This window comes from Nocardia abscessus, from assembly GCF_015477775.1.
Lineage (GTDB): Bacteria > Actinomycetota > Actinomycetes > Mycobacteriales > Mycobacteriaceae > Nocardia > Nocardia abscessus_A.
Genome location: NZ_JADLQO010000006.1, coordinates 20,905 through 37,616 on the forward strand (window position 1 = coordinate 20,905; position 16,712 = coordinate 37,616).

General features: G+C 66.7%; 17 protein-coding genes and 1 tRNA gene. 11 read left to right on the forward strand and 7 right to left on the reverse strand.

The window, feature by feature from the left end:
* The first annotated feature begins 25 nt into the window (after positions 1-25).
* The 6 genes from IU450_RS17195 to IU450_RS17215 all read left to right on the forward strand — a co-directional run bounded on the left by IU450_RS17195 (position 26) and on the right by IU450_RS17215 (position 4,318).
* Positions 26-532 (forward strand): DUF664 domain-containing protein, encoded by a 507-nt coding sequence (locus tag IU450_RS17195; RefSeq protein WP_195150789.1) that lies wholly within the window; start codon positions 26-28, stop codon positions 530-532.
* 287 nt (positions 533-819) lie between these two features.
* Entirely contained in the window at positions 820-2,025 is a 1,206-nt protein-coding gene (locus IU450_RS17200) for a DNA polymerase III subunit delta' (protein WP_195150790.1), read from the forward strand.
* A 62-nt stretch (positions 2,026-2,087) separates the two neighbouring features.
* Positions 2,088-2,160 (forward strand) — tRNA-Thr (locus IU450_RS17205).
* A 550-nt stretch (positions 2,161-2,710) separates the two neighbouring features.
* Positions 2,711-3,094, forward strand: coding sequence for an alpha/beta fold hydrolase (locus IU450_RS39760; protein WP_228834725.1), 384 nt, complete (start codon positions 2,711-2,713; stop codon positions 3,092-3,094).
* Positions 3,094-3,528 carry a hypothetical protein gene (locus IU450_RS39765; protein WP_228834726.1) on the forward strand — a complete coding sequence of 145 codons (435 nt, stop codon included), beginning with the start codon at positions 3,094-3,096 and terminating at the stop codon, positions 3,526-3,528. The genes IU450_RS39760 and IU450_RS39765 overlap by 1 nt, the downstream gene beginning before the upstream one ends.
* 4 nt (positions 3,529-3,532) lie before the next feature.
* Positions 3,533-4,318 (forward strand): MerR family transcriptional regulator, encoded by a 786-nt coding sequence (locus IU450_RS17215; RefSeq protein WP_195150791.1) that lies wholly within the window; start codon positions 3,533-3,535, stop codon positions 4,316-4,318.
* A 268-nt stretch (positions 4,319-4,586) separates the two neighbouring features.
* On the opposite strand, the gene IU450_RS17220 is transcribed toward IU450_RS17215, so the two are convergent.
* Positions 4,587-5,132 carry a dihydrofolate reductase family protein gene (locus IU450_RS17220; protein ID WP_195150792.1) on the reverse strand — a complete coding sequence of 182 codons (546 nt, stop codon included), beginning with the start codon at positions 5,130-5,132 and terminating at the stop codon, positions 4,587-4,589.
* A 151-nt stretch (positions 5,133-5,283) separates the two neighbouring features.
* Here IU450_RS17220 and IU450_RS17225 point away from each other — a divergent pair, with 151 nt between their 5' ends.
* From IU450_RS17225 to IU450_RS17235, 3 genes are all read left to right on the forward strand, one after another.
* Positions 5,284-6,177 carry a LysR family transcriptional regulator gene (locus tag IU450_RS17225; protein WP_195150793.1) on the forward strand — a complete coding sequence of 298 codons (894 nt, stop codon included), beginning with the start codon at positions 5,284-5,286 and terminating at the stop codon, positions 6,175-6,177.
* Positions 6,178-6,473: 296 nt separating this feature from the next.
* Entirely contained in the window at positions 6,474-7,310 is an 837-nt protein-coding gene (locus IU450_RS17230) for an alpha/beta fold hydrolase (protein WP_195150794.1), read from the forward strand.
* 185 nt (positions 7,311-7,495) lie between these two features.
* Positions 7,496-8,365 (forward strand): alpha/beta fold hydrolase, encoded by an 870-nt coding sequence (locus IU450_RS17235; protein ID WP_195150795.1) that lies wholly within the window; start codon positions 7,496-7,498, stop codon positions 8,363-8,365.
* A gap of 72 nt (positions 8,366-8,437) precedes the next feature.
* On the opposite strand, the gene IU450_RS17240 is transcribed toward IU450_RS17235, so the two are convergent.
* From IU450_RS17240 to IU450_RS17265, 6 genes are all read right to left on the reverse strand, one after another.
* Positions 8,438-10,060: a hypothetical protein gene (locus IU450_RS17240; protein ID WP_195150796.1), complete on the reverse strand. Its 1,623-nt coding sequence runs from the start codon at positions 10,058-10,060 to the stop codon at positions 8,438-8,440.
* 185 nt (positions 10,061-10,245) lie between these two features.
* Complete coding sequence (locus tag IU450_RS17245; RefSeq protein ID WP_195150797.1) at positions 10,246-11,634, reverse strand: cytochrome P450; 1,389 nt, start codon at positions 11,632-11,634, stop codon at positions 10,246-10,248.
* A 354-nt stretch (positions 11,635-11,988) separates the two neighbouring features.
* Positions 11,989-12,981, reverse strand: a complete 993-nt coding sequence (locus IU450_RS17250) for a small ribosomal subunit Rsm22 family protein (RefSeq protein ID WP_324197709.1) — start codon at positions 12,979-12,981, stop codon at positions 11,989-11,991.
* A 176-nt stretch (positions 12,982-13,157) separates the two neighbouring features.
* Positions 13,158-13,580 carry a PPOX class F420-dependent oxidoreductase gene (locus IU450_RS17255; protein WP_195150799.1) on the reverse strand — a complete coding sequence of 141 codons (423 nt, stop codon included), beginning with the start codon at positions 13,578-13,580 and terminating at the stop codon, positions 13,158-13,160.
* A 144-nt stretch (positions 13,581-13,724) separates the two neighbouring features.
* Positions 13,725-14,180, reverse strand: a complete 456-nt coding sequence (locus tag IU450_RS17260; protein WP_195150800.1) for a hypothetical protein — start codon at positions 14,178-14,180, stop codon at positions 13,725-13,727.
* Positions 14,181-14,571: 391 nt separating this feature from the next.
* The gene (locus IU450_RS17265; RefSeq protein WP_195150801.1) at positions 14,572-15,624 is read right to left on the reverse strand and encodes an alpha/beta fold hydrolase; all 1,053 of its coding nucleotides are present in this window, start codon (positions 15,622-15,624) and stop codon (positions 14,572-14,574) included.
* A 191-nt stretch (positions 15,625-15,815) separates the two neighbouring features.
* Here IU450_RS17265 and IU450_RS17270 point away from each other — a divergent pair, with 191 nt between their 5' ends.
* Together IU450_RS17270 and IU450_RS17275 are read left to right on the forward strand one after the other, a co-directional pair.
* Positions 15,816-16,187 carry a glyoxalase superfamily protein gene (locus IU450_RS17270; RefSeq protein WP_228834727.1) on the forward strand — a complete coding sequence of 124 codons (372 nt, stop codon included), beginning with the start codon at positions 15,816-15,818 and terminating at the stop codon, positions 16,185-16,187.
* Positions 16,188-16,234: 47 nt separating this feature from the next.
* The gene (locus tag IU450_RS17275; protein WP_195150802.1) at positions 16,235-16,693 is read left to right on the forward strand and encodes a DUF2752 domain-containing protein; all 459 of its coding nucleotides are present in this window, start codon (positions 16,235-16,237) and stop codon (positions 16,691-16,693) included.
* Positions 16,694-16,712: the final 19 nt, after the last annotated feature.

Genomic DNA, 16,712 nt, shown 5'->3' on the forward strand with positions numbered 1-16,712 from the left:
TGGCGTCGGCCGTAGCCTGAGCGCCATGAGTACAGAACAGGAACGCGAGGATCTGATCGCGATGCTCGCCGACCAGCGCGCGCTTTTTCGCATCACCTTGCGCGGCGTCGACGATGAGCAGGCGCGGAAGCGGACCACGGCGAGCGAGCTGACCCTAGGCGGTCTGCTGCACCACCTGGTCAGCTGCGAACGGCACTGGACCTCGGTGATCGTGCAGCGGGACGAGAACGCGGAACTGGATGTCTCGAAGTTCGGCGGCGAGTACGTCATGGCCGCCGAGGAAACCGTCGCCGGTCTGCTGGCCACCTGGGACGAGGTCGCCGCGGCGACGGAGGAGCTGATCCGCTCGGTGGACAGCCTCGACAGCTCGATCCCAACGCCGACGGCGCCGTGGACTCCGGAGCGGATCTGGCAGTCGGTGCGCTACACGGTGCTGCACATTCTGCGGGAGATCGCGCACCACTCGGGCCACGCCGACATCATCCGCGAGGCGCTGGACGGGGCGAACAGCACAGCGCAGCGCGCCTCCTAGTCGCGAACCCGGGCGCCCAGGAGCCGTTCGAGTCGGATCAGCACGCGGGCCGCACCGATGCGCCGAGGACGGTCGAAGGACGCCTGGTCGTTGACTTCAGCTCTTTGTGGGCGGGTCCGCCACCAGGGTTTCGATGTGATCGAGCGCGTATTGGCCGAATCGCTGGCTGGCGCGGCTGAGCCGGGCGGTGTGGTCGAGCCGGGCGTGCGTGGGCGCAACGGCGGGTGGCGGGCGTGGTGTCCGAGACCGGCCGGGGTCTGTCGGGAGGGGCGGCTAGGGTGTACGGCGTGGCGGGTGTCTTCGATCGGTTGGTCGGCCAGGAGGCGGTCGAGTCCGAGCTGACTGCCGCCGCCGTCGCGGCGCGCGGGGGCACGATCGACGGCGCGATGACGCATTCTTGGTTGTTCACCGGGCCGCCGGGGTCGGGCAGATCCGTTGCGGCGCTGTGCTTCGCGGCGGCGTTGCAGTGCACCGACTCCGAGACACCCGGGTGCGGCAGGTGTCACGCCTGCACCACGACCATGGCGGGCACACATGGCGACGTTCGCCGCGTGGTGCCCGAGGGTCTGAGCATCAGCACCAAGGAGATGCGCGAGATCGTGCAGGTGGCCTCGCGCAGGCCGAGCACGGGGCGCTGGCAGGTGGTGGTCATCGAGGATGCCGACCGTCTGACCGAGGCGGCGGGCAACGTGCTGCTCAAGGTCGTCGAGGAGCCGCCGGACCGGACGGTGTTCCTGCTCTGCGCGCCCTCGGTGGATCCGGAGGACATCTCGATCACATTGCGCTCCCGCTGTCGGCATGTGCACCTGGTGACGCCTTCGGTGCCCGCCATCGCACGGGTGCTCCGGGAACGCGACAAGCTCGACGAGAAGACCGCGAACTGGGCCGCCTCCATCAGCGGCGGGCACGTCGGCCGGGCCCGCAGGCTCGCCACCGACGAGGAGGCGCGAGCCCGCCGTCGGCGTGCTCTGGCGTTGGTCACGGCGTCCGGAAAACCCGGTGCGGCCTACGCCGCCGCCGACGAGCTGGTCCGCGCGGCCGACGACGAGGCCAAGCAGATGAGCGCGGCCCGCGACGAACGTGAGCGCGAAGAACTGGCCACGGCGATGGGTGCGGGTGGCACCGGCAAGGGCGCGGCGAGCGCCACCCGCGGTTCGGCGGGCGTCCTCAAGGATCTGGAGCGTCGGCAGAAATCACGCGCGACCCGCACCGGCCGCGACGCACTCGACCGCGCCCTGATCGACGTGGCAGGCGTCTACCGGGACGCGCTGGCCGTCCGATTCGGCGCCACCCGGCTCGGCTCCGGCGTAGCGCTCACTCACCCGGACCTGTCCGACGAGATCCACGATCTGGCCGAACGCGTTCCCCCCGAGGGGCTGCTGAAATCCATCGAGGCCGTCCTCGCCTGCCGCGAAGCGCTCGACCTGAACGTCAAACCCCGTTTCGCCCTCGCCGCCATGGCCGCCGCCCTCATCGCCGCCCGCGCACAATGACCGTGACCACCGGTTTTCGCGATCCGGCCGCGAGACGATAGACTCGCCTGGCCGAAAGGCACGCCGCCTTAGCTCAGTCGGTAGAGCGCTTCACTCGTAATGAAAAGGTCGGGGGTTCGATTCCCCCAGGCGGCTCAAAATAAAGCCAGGTCAACGGCGTTCTTGGTGCTTCGGAACGGACTTGGTGTCATCACTCCGGTCAGCAGCCACATCTCGAGGCGACGTGCCCTTTGACCGGATGGCTCGCCCATAGCCGTCACACTTCGTAGCGGCAGCAGCGTCGCCTGGCAGGTCTTACGTCTACTGCCGCCGGCACCGACGGCAAGCGGCTTCAGTCCTCGGAAACCTTAGACGAGTACGTCGAAGCCAAGTCGCGGGCAGAACTCATCGACTAGATCGGCATCCATGAAGCGCTGTAGATCTTCGGAGCCGAACGCGGCACCGGATCCGATGCGATCCTCTTCACCCTCGAACGATCGGCTTACGAACAACGACCGCACGAACTGGCCGCCCACAGCACTGAGGAACTGCTGCTCAGCCGCAGCGAGCGGTCTTCAGTTCGTTCGATAGCGAAATCAGGGCTCGACTTGCCTACTCCGACAAAATTGCAGGTAGATCCGTAGGTAGCGGACCGCAGGTGTACGTGGCTTGACCTTGACCCGAGGTCAAGGTGCACGCTCATCGCATGTCCACTTCTTCGAACTCGAGCGACTCGGCCCCTTCGGCCTGGTCCGGCATGGTGCCGGTCGAGGACACGGCTCTGGCCGTGACCGATACCCGCGGCCCCGGCCGTCCCATCGTCTATCTGAACGGCTCCTACGCCGACCAATCGCACTGGCGGCCCGTGATCGCCGAACTCGGCAGCGAGTTCCGGCACATCACCTACGACGAGCGGGCCCGCGGCAAATCGAAGCGGTCGGCGGACTACTCCTTCGAGGCGTGCTTGCGAGATGTCGATGCCGTTCTCGAGGCGACCGGCGTGGAACGACCGATTCTCGTGGGCTGGTCTACGGTGCGTTGCTCGCGGTGCACTGGGCCGACCGGAATCCGGACCGCGTCCTGGGAGTGATGTCCGTAGACGGCGCTATGCCGTACGGCTTGACCGGTGAAGAAGGCCGGGAGCAGATCCGGAAAATGTTCCGCCGGATGCGGTTGTTGATGCCGCTCGTGCGCCCGCTGGGCCTTGCCGCGCGGATGACCGCCGACCAGCACGCCGAGATCAACATCGAGGCGAACGAGCTGCACGCCGCCCTCGCGCCGGTACTCGACCGCGTGACCTGCCGGGTGCGGTACGTCCTGGCCACGGGTGCCAACCTCGGCGGAAGCCAGGAGGAGATGGAAGCGGTGCGGGCCTCGCTCGATCCGGTGCTCGCCCGCAACCCGAACATCCAGGTCAGCGCGAAGGTGGCGAGCAACCACTCGCATATTCTGCGCAAGGACTTCCGTGCCGTCGCCGACGCGGTGCGCGAACTCGCCACCTCCCACGACCACCAGGCGGGCTGAGCGGATGATGAACGGCGTAACGATCGGGCAGGCGGCGGCATTCGCCGGCGTCACGATCAAGACCGTGCGGCACTACCACAAGCACGGACTGCTCGATGAACCACCACGCGACAGCTCCGGCTACCGGCGCTACGGGTCGGCCGAGCTGTTGCGGCTGGTCCAGGTCCGGGCCCTGGCCGCCGCCGGTGTGTCGCTGGCCGACGTCGGGCCACTGCTCGACGCCGATGCCACGCTGTTCGCCGCGGCACTCGCCGACGTCGAACGCAACCTCACCGAACGGATCGAGGACCTGACCGCCCGGCGCGACACACTGCACCGGCTAGCCGACGGTGACCGGGCCCTGTTGCCCGACCGCGCCGTGGCGCTGCTGGAGCGGCTGCCCGGCCTCGGCATCTCCCCGACCGATGTGGCGTCCTGCCGGGAGGGTCTGGTGCTGGCCAAGGCACTGGTTCCAGAAGGCTTCGACGACTACCTCACCAATGTCGAGCAGGCCCTCGAAGACAGCCGGTTCATCGATTTGAACAAGCGCGCTCTGGAAGCCGCGACGTGGGAACCGGACGATCCGCGCATCGCCGAACTCGCCACTGCCATAGCCGAGCACTACCTCGCCAGCCCCGCACTGCTGAAGATCGTGACCGGCCTGCAGGCCCGCACCGAGGCCGCGACCCGGTACAGGCTGATCCGCAACCACGGCGAAGAGCGGGCATCGGCCTCGGCCCGGCTGACCGCGCTCGTCGAGACCAAGCTCCGCTCCGCCGGCGTCGATATCCCTGGATCGGACACACACTGATCGAGCCCTGCTCCGGTCTTCCGGCCGCTCGGCTCGTAGCGGCCCCCGACACTGGGTCCGCTGACCCACCACCTCTGCCGCAGCTCGAGGCGATGCGTAACCGCCGCCTAGAACACCAGCCCTGCCAACAGGCCGGCGGCAGCAGACTCCGAACCTGCTCACGACACCGCTCCCCGGCGGCACTTGGCCGGTGACAACTCGGACGGCTATCGGTGGGAACAGTTGTCGTCGCGGTTCGCCCGTACCCGGGTGAATCCGCGCAGCGACGTCACAAGGCCGGTGCCGGACGGTAATCGAGGACGACGGTGCCGGAGTCGAAGGTGTGAGTTCCGGCCAGCCGCCAGGCTGACGTGGGTGTGCCCGTGGGGAACAGGCGCCGCCCTGCGCCGAGGACGATCGGGTGGATGACGAGTTTGAGTTCATCGACCAGGTTGTGTGTGGTCAGGTGCTCGACCAGGGTGATGCTGCCGTAGACCAGCAAGTCCTGCCCCGGTTCCGAGCGCAGCTTGCCGATCTGCGCGGTGATATCGCCGTCGAGCAGCACGGAATTGTCGCCGACCTGCCGCAGTGTCCTCGACGCGACGTATTTGGGAAGTCTTCGCACACGCGCGGTGAAGGTGTCGGATTCGTTGCGGGCGAGCGATCCCCGGCACAGCTGCTCATAGGTGATACGGCCCAGAAGCAGCGCTCGGCTCTCCATGAGCTGACCGTGCCGGAATTTCACATAGCCGTCGTCGGTGAACCCGCGCGTCCACGACTGGTCTCCGGCGAGCCCGTCGACGGACATGTTCAGTAGGACAACAACTTTGCTCACCTTGATGAACTCCGTTCGGTCGGAGGCCGCCTCCTCTGGCACGGTATGCGCGCGGCGTGGTACTTCCAGCGTCGAGGGCGATCCGGCGGGCGGCAAGTCCGGAATCGAGCACGGCACGTTGAGTGCCGCTTCACGATACGAGGAACGCGCAATGCTGGAACGTTACGAGCTGGAGGCCTTTCTCACGCTTGCCGAAGAGCTGCATTTCGGCAGGACCGCCGAACGCCTGCATGTGACGACGAGCCGGATGTGTCAGACGATCCGCAAGCTCGAGCGCCGCATCGGCGCACCGCTGTTCGAGCGCAACAGCCGCACGGTGACGCTCACACCGCTCGGCAAGCAGCTGCGCGACGAGTTGCGCCCCGCGTACGACCAGATCGCCGCGAGCGTCACCGCGGCCAGCCGGGGCCACAGCGTCAAGCGGACCATCACAGTCGGCTTCTCCGCACCTTGGTGCGGGAATCTGGTGGTGCGGGCGACCGATCTGTTCCGCATCCGCTACCCGGACACTGTCGTCGACGTCGAAGAGATCCAGCTGACCGATCCGCTCGGCCGGATGCGTTCGGGTGCCGTCGATCTTCAGCTCACCGAATTCCCCATCGCCGAACCCGACATCACGACGGGGGCGATCATGTTCTCCGAACCGCGCGCGCTGATGGTCCCCGAGAAGCATCCGTTCGCGGCGCGGGAGTCGGTGTCCATGGAGGATCTGGCGGACGCGACGCTGATCACCCTCGCTGACGAGCTGATCCCGCGCTACTGGATGGACTACTACTTTCCGCGCCGGACCGCATCGGGGCGGCCTATACCGCAGGGACCGGCAACGAACTTCTGGCCCGAGGTCCTCGTGCATGTCAGCCAAGGCGTCGGCGTCAGCACCGTCTCCCTGCGCGCGGAACGGTTCCACTCCCGACCCGGCGTCGTGTTCGTCCCCTTCCACGACGCACCGACGATCGACTACGGCCTGATGTGGCCGAGCGCGGGACAGAACCCACTCGTCCAACCGTTCCTCGAGACGATCGCCGAGGCGGCGCTTTCGGAGTGACCGCAAGCGTCGAATTCGGTCGACGGCGTACTCCACAGCCCGGGCACCCACGGAAGAAGACCGTTCGGGCGATTTCCAGTTCGGCCCTGGAGATCGTTGAGTGTGGCTACACCCGGCGTTGCCGACTTGCTCCTTGTTGCGGCTGTGGGCATCTCGTGAGAATCGTGGTGCGGCCGAAAAGAAATATGACGTGCATCACAGAAGGTCCGCGATGAATCTCGCAGCATGCCGTCGTCTTCATCGGTGAGCGTGTCGGACATTGCCGCTGAAACTATCTGCTGAGAAAGGCATGAACGTTGGAGACCATTACCACGCCCGGGGGCATCGATCTGGCATTCGATCGAACCGTCGGCGGTAACGCCGGGACGGTGATCCTGGTCGGCGGAGCATTCAGCTACCGGGCGTTTCCGAAAATGGTGGAGTTGGCGGAGAAATTGGCCCAGGAGTACGGGCTCACGATCGTCAACTACGACCGGCGCGGTCGTGGTGACAGCACCGATTCGCCCGGTGTGTACGACGTAGAGAACGAGATCGATGACCTCGCCGCACTGGTGGAGGCGGTCGGCGGCAAGGCCGCGATCTTCGGCTGGTCCTCGGGAGCGGGTTTGGCGCTTCTCGCCGCGGCCTCGGGGCGGGTACCAGGGATCACCAAGGTGGTGGCCTTCGAGCCCCCGTTCGTCACGAACCACGACAACTTCGTTCCACCAGCGGATCTGGCTGTGAAGCTGCACGAGTTGATCGCCGCGGGCCGGCGTGCCGAGGTGGTGAGGTACTACATGACCAAGGGGATGGGCATGCCGCGCTTGTTCGCCACGATCATGCGCTTCACCCCCTTTTGGAAAAATCTGCTGGCTACTGCCCCCGCCACTGCCCATGATTGGGCGATCACGGGTCCGTATATGCGCGGTGAGGCGCTGCGTCCCGCCGATTGGGCGACCGTCGAGGTGCCCACCCTGGTCATTTCCGGTGACAAGAGCGGCGCCGTGCTGCGTTCCGCTGCTCGGGCCATTACCGCCGTGCTGCCGAATGCACGGCACGAGGAAGTGGCGAAGCTGAGCCACAATCCGGACATCGGACTCCTGGCTCCGGTAGCCGGTGAATTCCTCGCCGGTGCAGACCGATTCACGGCGTAATCGCCCGTCGCCTGCCTTTCTGCCATCTATTTCCGAAAGAGTTTATCGCGCCGAACTGCCGGTCTTTTCATTTCGGCAAACGGCGTCGTTGCCGATCGCACACCTTCCCTCAGTAATCTGCAAAACCCAAAGGATCGAACCATGCGAATCCGCATCGTGTCGCTGTCCGTTCTCAGCGCCATGGCTTGTCCGCCGGGCTGATCAGCGGCTGCAGCAACGACGACACCACCGTCGGCGCGTCCACGTCGGAAAGCCGGCCCGCTGCGGCTGATCAGACGTCCGCCGACGGCAAAGGCCGCTACGCCGAGATCAATGGCGGTCGGCTCTACTACGAGACACATGGCACCGGGCGGCCGTTGATACTGCTGCACGGTGGGCTGGCCACTGCCGAATCCACCTTCAGCGCGTTCATCCCCGAGCTGTCCAAGAATCGTCAGGTGATTTCGGTGGAGTTGCAGGCCCACGGCCACACACCCGATCGCGAGCGTCCGCTGAGCTACGAGTCGCTGGCCGACGGTATCGCGGCGCTCATCACCCACTTGAATCTCGGCAAGGCCGATCTGTTCGGCTACTCACTCGGCGGCGGTGTGGCGCTGCAGGTGGCTGCCCGTACACCGGACCTGGTCAGCCGATTGGCGATCGCTTCTGCGCCCTACCGTTCCGACGGCTGGCGGCCCGAGACCCGAGCCGGCATCGCCGCGATGAACCCCGATGCCATGCGCGACACCCCTCTCTATCAGCTCTACAGCAGCGTCGCACCGGACCCGGCCGGCTGGACGTCCCTGGTCACCAAGACCCGTCAACTGCTCACCCAGGATTACGACTGGACCGCGCAGCTGGCGAAGATCCCATCACCGACCCTGGTGCTCACCGCCGAATCCGACGCCTTGTACCGAGAACACGTCACCGACATGGTCTCCCGGCTCGACACCGGAAAGGCCGCAAGCGCTCGGCTCGAAATAGTCCCGAGCACCACGCACTACGACATCATGTACCGGTCCGATCTGCTCCTGCCGCCGCTCACTTCATTCCTCGAGTCGGCGACTGTCCGGTAGTGCTCCGACCCGGCCAGCCGTGATCGGTTTTCGATCACGGCTTCGCCGCGTGCAGCATCATGGTCGGAGCAGTTATGCGGTCATGGGCGAGTGCGTGTTGTGGAGTCCGAGGTCGGTGCTGAGCGCAGGGGTGCCGTATCGGGCGCTGCTTCGGAGGTAGGCGACGATGGTTGCGGCGGCATCTCGCTCGAATCTGATGGAAGCGTCCAGGAACTCGGTTGCGCAGCTGGCCAGGTGCGGGTCCGCGTGGCGCAGAGCGGTCACCAGTCGGGCGCCGCGGTACAGGAGTGCTGGATCGCGGTCGGCCGATTGCCATTCGGCAGCGTCGAATTCGGTTCGCCTGCGCCAGATGAGAGCGGTTCTCTCCTCCGAGATCCAGGTGCTGAGCCTGCGCCAGGCGAGTAGCAGGTCGTGCGCGAGATGGGCGGACCGATCATCGACGGTGACGATCCGGGATCGGGTCAATCGTGTGACCAGCTGTGCGCCCGATGGTGTGCTGGTGGCGACACGGCTCAGCTCGGCGTGCGGTAGGAAACGGCGCACAACGCTGCCGTCGGTGTGCACGGTGACGAGATTGAGCAGCAATTGCCGCGAATCGGCTTTCTCCTGGTCGGAGAGCATGTCCCAGGCTGTTTCGGCCATGCGTTCCACGATCCCCGGCACGCCGCCGATCCGGGCGAGTCCTGCCACGGTCAGTGCATTCCTCTCGCGGGTCGACCAGAGTGCGCGCAATGTCATCGACAAGAGCGGCACCGCGCCGGGCTCGGCGAATCCGGGGTGCGTGTGGTGCGGCGATAGCCGGTCGATCAGCGTGGATTGCAATAGCTCGGTCACACCTGGCTGGACAGTAACTCCTCGAGTACGTGCGGGTTCGGTAATCACCGAGGCGATCTCCTGGGGACCCAGCGAACCCAAGGTGAGGCTGTTGCGCTCGACTGCCTCGGCCAGATCCGGGTGATCGGTGCACGCCGCAACAGCATCCGCACGTATGGCGAAGAGGATCTGCGCGGACTCCGCGATCTTCTTCAGCGCGGCGAGGAAACGAGGGATCTGCTGCGGATTCGAGCGATCGGCGAACAGCTCCTCGAATTGATCGATGATGATCAGCAGGCGGCCGTTTCGGTTCGGTTTCACCCGCTCGGGTAGCCCGTCGAGACCGTGGTTGGCGTTGCCGAATCCGGAGGCTTCGATCAGTGACCGAACAGGATTCGGGCCGGGGTTGAGCATTACGGTCTGCCGAGTCGGAGCCGTCGACTGCAGCGCAGGCAGTAGGCCTGCCCGCAGCAGTGACGTCTTGCCGACCCCGGAGGCACCGACAAGTGCGATGTACCTGCCTGGACCGTGCACCAGCCGGGCCAATTCGTCCACAGCACGCGCCCGCCCCGCGAAGGGCGTCGCCGCGGAAAGATACGGGTCGATGCCCGGATAGGGGACAGCTTCGCTCGTCCCGGTTTGTTCGGTGACCGGCGATCGCGCCATCGACCACAGCGCCCGCCAGCTCGGCATGCTCAGCAGTTCGACGGATACGCCCGCTCTGCGCCGTGCCCTTCTGCCGAGTTCGACCAAGACAGGAGCCAGGGTCTCGAATCGCGCGGGAACATTGCGCCCGGCCTTCCAGTCGCTGATCCGCTGCGCCGATACGGTCACCGGGCGTGCGGTCTCCGGTGACTCCTGAGCACGCCGCTGTGCCCGCATCGCTACGCTACGCAGCGACGGATTGCCCGCTGCTTCGTAGAGCGCCGCGAACTTGCGCGCGAATTGCTCGCGCGCAACATATGCGCCACTGCCTCCATGAAAGTGAATTGCTGGTCTCGCGCTCAATGCCGCCCCCGTTTGGCTCGCGCGGGCACCTGGTTCCACCCCCGTGCCCGCCTGTGTTTCTACAGCGTTAGACGAGGCGACGGCCTCGTCGGTTCCCTTCCTCTCAGAGTTCTACCAACGAATCGTGAAACGTGCCGACTTACGGGCGTACTGGAGGCGTCTTCGTGACCCATGCCTGCGTCTCGATGGTCGCCGGGCTGCAGCAGGGTGGCGAACTGTGAAGTGACCTGTGCCAGCCGAGGCAGACGGAGGTTTCCAGCGGTGGTGATATGCCGTGCCGCGAGGACCATCTCGACGGTGCCGAGATGGGATCCGGGGCAGATGCGCGTGCCCGAGCCGAACGGGATGTAGGCGTGCCTGCTGTGTGCGCCGACTCCGCCGGCCCATCGATCGGGGTCGAAGTGTTCCGGCTCGGTCCAGTACCGAGGGTCACGGTGCAGCAGATATGGGCACATGATCACTTCGTGACCCGGTTTCATGTGGTGACCCGCCAGCTCCGTCGTGCGAACGGCGGTCCGCGAGAGGATCCATTGCGGAGGATGCAGGCGCAGCGTCTCGCGGATCACCGAGATCGTGTAGGGGGCCTCGGCCGACAGGCCGGCGGCGGTCAACCGGCTACGACCGAGTTCGGCGGTGACCCGCTCTCGGATGTCCGGGTGGTCGGCCAGACGAAGAAGCAGCCACGACAGCGCGACCCCGGGGACGCCGGGCGCGGCGAACATCGACATCCGCACAACCGCGAGGACCTGGTCCTTCGACCGCGGTTCGGCATCGTGGAGGAGGACATCGAGCAGGTCGCGCGGCACGGCGGGCCGAGGTGCGCTCGCGCGCAGCTCGATACACTCGGCGAGCAACTCCACAAGTCTCCGGTTGGCCGAATCCGCGGCGGCGGCAGCGGGTCTGGGGAGCCAGCGCACCCGGGCCTCGGCGCGATCGATCGCGGAGTAGGAACCGGCGAACAGGTCCTTGGCCGCAGCATGTATGTCGCCGATCAATTCCTGCGTTCTGGTATCGCCACCGAGGCAGAAGTCGGCGATTCCCCGCCCGCAGAGATCGCGGCATGTTTGGACCAGTCCGGACCCCAGGCTGTTCAGGTCATCCGGGGATAGCCATTGCGGTGATCTCGCGATGTGGGCGTCGACGATGTCATCGCGGAAGCCGCGCCACAGGTCTCGCCGGACCTGCATCCAAGCGGGGAGCCGGGCCAGTCGCGCCCTGCGGCCTCGTGCTCCGGCGATGCCGCCCGAATCGATGACGAAGTTCGTATTCGTTTCCGCAAGCACGCGGTGCACGGTGTCCGGTTCGAACACCGCGATGATTCCTCGGGCGAGCCGTGCCCCGTCCCCCTCGGTGGGCTGAACTCGCCGCAACCAGGCCAGCGGGTCTCGCTGATAGTCCGCGAGATCTCCGACGAATCCGCCGATATCGATCAGTTTACGGGCGGCCATTGATCGCATGTGTAGTACAGATAGGCCCGGGCGACCCGGGCTCGGGTGAAACGCCGGAACCAGGTGGTGGCAAAATCTCGCATATCGCGACTCGTCCATTCAGTGAGGTGTTTCGACCGGTACCCGGGCAGAATGGCACGAGCGGGATGGTCGTTCAATGATCCGCTGACCGGCTCAGTGGGTCGGCGCAGGCCAGTTGTGTCGGAAATTTGTCCGGTCCGGACACGGCGAGCGCCACGTAGCCAGGACGAAGTCTCCTGTCGAGCCGCCCATCCGAACAGCGGCCTACTCGACGCCCGCTGCTGCGGTGCCCGGACGCCGATCTCGCATGGCCGAATCCCGGAGCCGCGACGGTCAATTCACCGCAGGGCGGGATGGCGGCCAGGCGTCGCCCCACTCCACGTTCCTCGCGTCGCGGTATGCCTCGCCCTGTCGCTTCGAGACGAGGGTTTGTAGTACGTCGTCGTCCGGCGTGCAGACCTGCATGGTGACCAGACCCTTGCGTTTGAGCGGGTGCCGCAGGATTCGACCCGGCGCGGGCTGGTACGCGGTCCGGGAGGCGATGACATAGGAGAACTTCTCGTCTTCATGGCCGAGTTCGCCGCCCTTCAACCGCCTATGGAGGGAGGTCCGGTTGATCCGCGTGCTGAAATGGCACCAGTCCGTGCCCGCGGCGAGCGGGCAAACGTGCTGGTGCGGGCAGGGGGCCACGACGGTCATACCGGCATCGATCAAGACGTCGCGTGCGGCCAGGATTCTACGGTGGCCGTCGGGGGTTCCCGGCTCGATGACGGTCACTACTTCCGCCCCCTCGGCCGACCGGGCGACCAGCGCGGCTTGCTCTGCCTCGGACAGCTCGCTCAGTACATAGGAGATCGTGACGAGGTCGGCTCCGCCGAATACCTCCCGCTCGGCGAACGAGGTCTGCCGCCACACGGCAGAACGAATCGCCGCGGCGTCGGCGCAGGCCGCAAGCCTGCGCCCGAGCTGCAGGGCCTCGTCCACCTGATCGAGTACGGTGGCCTCGGCCAAGGAGGGGAACAGTTCGGCTGCGGCCCACAGCGCCGCGCCGGTACCCCCGCCGACGTCGAGCAGTGTCACCGGTCGGAAGCCGGGCGCCTGCTCGGCGAACCGCTCGAGCGCACTGCGCACGGCGGCCCAGGTGGCGGGCATGCGATAGGCGGCGTACGCGGTGACGTCGGCGGTCGATGCGAGGATCGGCGCCGAGGCCGGGCGCGGGTCCCGATAGCGCGAGATCAGCCGGTCGACCGCCCCGGCGAGTTGCCGCTGAGGAACGCCCGCGCATGCCCGGTCGAGGGCCTCGACGAGTTCGGCGGGCAGTTCCACCCCGAAAGCTCCTCTGTGTGACGACTGGGCCGCCATTCTGTCATGGCGCCGCGCACTCACCGGTCAGCGGTAACCGGCGACTCACAGGAGATTTGCCGACAGTATTTTCCGAGCAGGTGGCCATGGTGGCCGAGTGGCGGGCAAATCGGTTGAGGCTGGAAGCTGTGCGCAGATCGTCATGAGGACCAGGGGCCGATCCCGCCGATCTTGTCGATGCGGATGCGGGTGAGGTACCCGGGTGGGGCGTCCGCCGGGGGGAACTGGGCGTTCGGGCTGGCCAAAGTCTCGGCGAGTTCGCGCAATAGCTCGGGTGCGCCGCCCTCCACAACGCGGGCGGTGCCGGTGACCGAAAGGTACGGGCGCATCACCTCGCCGCGTTCCTGGGACAGGATGGTCACGGCCACACGCGGGTCGCGGCGGACATTGCGGATCTTCTGGTAGACGCCCAGATGGGCGGTGACGAGCTCGTCGCCTTCGGGCGTCGATTGCAAGGCCACCCAGACGACCGATACCTGCGGGCTGCCGTCCGGGTTGATGGTCACCAGTGTCGCGTCCGCGCCGGAACCGATGAGTGCGCGAGCGTCGTCGTCGAGTCTCATGTGCTGTTCGACTATCTGGTCGGCGCTTTCATTCCCGCGTGGACGTCGCAGTCCTGCCGGTGGTCCCGCGGGCAACTCGCGAAGATCGCTGAGGCAGCCGCGCGGTCACAGCGGTGACCGGGCAGAACAGTCCGCCACACCGAACTACGTGACGACAAAGACTCCCTTCCCAGGAACGTGCGGAAAGTTGGTCGCGATCAGGACTTCCACCCGGCCGAGACCGGAGGGTATGCGAACCGGCACCCAGATATCCGCGACATGCTCCTCGGCCGGTGTTTCGTCGTCGAGCCACATCGAGGGCAGAGTGCCCAGCTCGCCGGTGTCGGAGTTCCGCCACGACACCGTGACCTCCGCGCCGCAGGAGCCGCCCGGCCGGTCAGGGGTGAAGACGAACTCCGGGCGGAGCCAGAGCGTCGCGTTGTCGGCGTAGTTGCGGTCGGGGTCGTATTGGGCGGCGATCATGCCGATACCCGCACCGCCGCCGCCGCACAGGGTTCGCGCCGGGGGAACGCCGAGGGGTAGCGCCGATGCGGACGGGGTGGTCACGGCAAGTGCGCCTATGGCCAGAGCCAGGACCGCCACACCACGACAGACGTTCACCGCTGCTCCCTTCGCCGGAACCAGAACTTGTCTTTCTGAGTGTCGACTCGAGTTCGCTGTGTGTTAACGGTTCCGGCGAAATGGGGGCGCGAGCGGCGGGAATCCGAGCTATCACCGCTGGATACGTCTATTTGGCGCGCCGATTTCCTTGATGGACGCCCAGGAGAGTATTTGACGGGCAAACGGGTTGAACACGAACTAGGCGGTTCGCGACACGACTGCGGGCACGGCAGGAGAGGGTGGATCTACGCGGCGCGCGAGGGGTAGCCGACCTGTGCGTCGGTCATGTGCCGACTACGGGCGTCGCGCCGTCGAGCCCGGCGTTTGTCGTGGGAGACGGTTACTCCTGGACCGGGCGCCGTTGACCGGCCCAGGAGAACGTCCTCCGGGGTCAGCCGGCGACTGCGGAGCGCAGATGGGCGCGCTCGGCGATGGCGGCCAATTCCGCGTTGAAGCGGTCGGCGGCCTCGATATTGCCCAGGTGGCCGGTGGGCCACACGTGGTACGCGGCCAAGTGGCCGGTTTCGGCGAGCGCGTCGGCGATGCGGCGGGACATGCGCTCGGGCAGCAAGCGGTCGTGCGCGCCCGCGATCACCGTGGTGGGCACGGTGAGGGATGCGGCTGCTTCGGCGAGATCCATGTCGGCGAGGGCGGCTGCGTGCCTGCCGCGCGTGAGCGGCCGGCACGACCGCACGATGCCCAGCGCGAATTCCACCTGGTCCGCGGTCGCGTGCGGCGTCATCACGCGCGCCTTGAGCAGGGCGCTGGCGGGCCAGCCGCCCGGCAGCGGGACCGGGGCGGTGAGCAGCGTCTCCGCGACGATCATCGGCATGCGCACGGTGGCGCCGAGCACGGTGATCGGCCGGTCCGCCAGCGTCAGCGGCTTGTTCAGCAGCGGAAGCAGATCGGTGTCGTAGCGGATGTTGCCCGAGGAGGTGTTCAACAGGACGGCGGCGGCGGCCTGCTTGCGGACCTGCTCCGGGTAGCGAGCGGCCCACGCCTGCACGGTGATCCCGCCCATGCTGTGGCCGACCAGCACGGCGCGCTGTCCGGGGCGGAGCGTCGCGTTCAGGACCACGGAGAGATCGTCGGCCAGCGAGTCCTTGCTGGGCGCCGACTTACCGATTTCGCTGGCGCCGTGGCCGCGCTGGTCGTAGCAGACCACGCGATACCGGTCGGCGAACGCGTTGATCTGCGGGTTCCAGTACTCGATGCTGCAACTCCAGCCGTGGATCAGGACGATGACGTCGCCCTCGGCGGGACCGTACGCGTGTACACGGAGGCGAGCGCCGTCCTTGGTGGTGACGGGGATGACCGCGTGGCGGGCGGTCGGTGCGTTCAATGACGCGGTCCGGAAGGTGCGGGACCGCAGTCCGGCACGGTATTCGGCGGTCAGCGCACCGTTGCGCGCGTCCGCCAGCGTCCTCATCGACTTCACCAGCATCGAGCACTCCTTTGTGTCCACCGTCACCGTACAGTGCAAGCAGAGTGCTTGCTAGTGCTAGCGCTGTAGGACGGTATTCCTGGTCTATATCGGGGAGTACCCCCGGATTTGCAACGGCAAAAGATCATTTCGGGATAGAACATCGCGCGCGATGTAATGGTCTTGTCGGAGGTCGATGCGAGGATCGCGGCATGGCCGCCATCCACCTCGCCCCCGCGATCCCTGTGCTGCGCATGTTCGACGTCGCGCGGGCTTACGAGTTCTACCGGGACTACTTGGGTTTCACGGTCGATTGGGAACATCGATTCGGTGCGGAGTTCCCGCTCTACGCGCAGGTCTCCCGGGCCGAGACGACGTTCCATCTGAGCGAGCACCATGGCGACGGCACGCCGGGCAGCGTCGTGTGGATCGCGGTCGGCGACGTGTTCGCCTGGCAGTCCGAGCTGGCGGCCAAAAGCTACCGCTATGCCAACCCTGGTCCCCCCGAAGACGGTCCGGGCGGGCCGGGCTTCGAGCTGGTCGACCCGTCCGGCAACGTGCTCCGGTTCGCACAGCCGAAGTAGCGCGCTGCTGTGGCGCCCACGATCGCCGCACGGTTACGGTTGACTTCGTGGAGATCGCGCATACTGCCCCCGGCCCCGCGTCGGACCTGGGGCCCGAGCCGAGGACGGGTTGGCGCGGCATCGGGCTTCCCCTGCTCGTGGCAGGAGTCGGACTGGGCGTCGGCGTGCTGCTGCATGTGCGCGATCCGCACGTCGAAGGCTCCTACGGCACCTGCCCGGTCTACGCGCTGACCGGCTGGTACTGCCCCGGTTGCGGCGGCATGCGGGCCGTGCACAACCTCACCGACGGGCAGATCATCGATGCCCTGCACAGCAACTTGCTCGCGCTTCCGCTGGTCCTCGCGTTCGCGGTATGGGTGACCGACTGGACCATACGGGCGTGGCGCGGTCAGAAGATGCGGTTGCCTTCGATCAGCCGGACCACGATGTGGACTTTCTTCGCAGTGCTGGCGGTCTACACGGTGCTGCGCAATACGCCCTGGGGAACGTTGTTCACACCGGTGTAACAAAGCGCGAGGGGGGCAT